The organism is uncultured Campylobacter sp., from assembly GCF_937981295.1.
GTDB lineage: Bacteria > Campylobacterota > Campylobacteria > Campylobacterales > Campylobacteraceae > Campylobacter_B.
Window position 1 is genome coordinate 1 of the sequence record NZ_CALJPC010000004.1, and the last position, 1525, is coordinate 1525.

The window sequence follows — 1525 nt, forward strand, 5'->3', positions numbered from 1 at the left end:
TAAAATTTTTCATAGCGGCGCGGTGAAATTTTGCGACGCTTCGCCGATCAAAGATGGCAAAGAATTTTTTAAGATCCCGCTTTCGTATTTTCACGAGAAGCTTGATGGTAGTAAAATTTATAACCATCATTTACTTTGCAAATATAACGCTAGTGATAGAGATAAATTTGAGGATTTTATCCAGCTAAAACAAATGAGAAACGGCTATATAAATGAAGGAAACGAACAGCTTAGCATGGACCTAGATTTTTCACAAAAAAGCGCCTACGATAAAGAGAAAAGACGCTCTATGGATAGTCAGATGTATGGCTACGAGGCGTTTAGGGCCGGAATGAAATGGCGATTTAGCGTTAAATTTGAGCCTAGCGTGAGCGATGACGACATAAACCGTGTAAAAGAAACTCTTGAGCGCTCAACTAGGCTCGGTAAATCAAAGAGTGCGGAGTATGGGGCGGTAGAGATTAAATTTATAGGCGAAAATACGGATGAAATCCAAAGCTTTACACCGCCTGAGGGATATACTTTTATTTACGCCAAATCCCGCCTTGCGCTTGTTGATGAAAACGGTAATCCGAGCTATGACGTGAAATACATTTTACCGAATTTAGATGATGACAAGGTCAAATACGAAAAGACGCAGATTAGAATTTCAAATTTTACTCCTTACAATGGCGCTCGCAGCACGAAGGACTACGAGCGAGCCTGCATAAATAAAGGTAGCGTAATCGCTTTGAAAAATTTAAGTGCCGAGCGGATAGCCGCACTAAAAAACGGCGTCGGAGCGTATTTAAGCGAAGGCTTTGGCGAAGTGCTGATAAATCCGTGGTTTTTAAACGGCGGTGACGCGAAGAATAACCCGATAGAATTCCAAAAAGAAGCGGAGACTGAGCACTCGACTAAAGAGATACCGATACAAAGTGATTTGGCTAAATTTTTAAAACAAAAGCAGACCACGAAAGACCAAGCTCTTGAAATAGCCGAGAGGGTGGCTGATTTTATAGAAAGCCATAAAGATAAATTTAGCAAAATTTCAAAATCACAATGGGGCGCGATAAGGTCGATATGCAGAGATGTTGCTACTAATGATAGCGTACTTGACGACAAAGAGGCTAAAATCAGCAATCAAACCACCGAGGAAAAAGACGAAAATATAGCAGATCAAGTATCTAAATTTATACGTAATGGCGTTAGAAAAGCAAACTGGGATTGCGAAAAAGAAACTGGCAATGGTCATGTGCTTTTAAAAGCGATTAAAGAGAGCAAAAGTAAGCTTAAATTTACACTGCTCTTATCAATGCAAATGCCAAAAATCACAGGAGAAAAGCAATGAAAAGATTTTTAGCGCACGTCATCATAGAAGCCAAAACTCCGCTAAAAGTCGGAGGCGGCAAAAATGATCTATTTTTGGATGCACCGGTGCAAAGAGATTGGAACGGCTTGCCGATGATCTTAGGCACTTCGGTTGCAGGGATTTTGCGTAGGGCGTTTGAAGATAATGCCGGCAAGGATGCCGCGAATAAAATTT

Annotated in this window: 2 protein-coding genes; both read left to right on the forward strand. The window is 40.7% G+C overall.

Features of this window, described 5'->3' with window-relative positions:
* Window positions 1–1330: hypothetical protein (locus Q0135_RS00865; protein ID WP_297987501.1), on the forward strand; the 1330-nt coding region annotated here is incomplete at its 5' end.
* A partial coding sequence (locus Q0135_RS00870; protein WP_297987502.1) for an RAMP superfamily CRISPR-associated protein occupies window positions 1327–1525 on the forward strand: 199 nt, incomplete at its 3' end. The genes Q0135_RS00865 and Q0135_RS00870, both read left to right, overlap by 4 nt.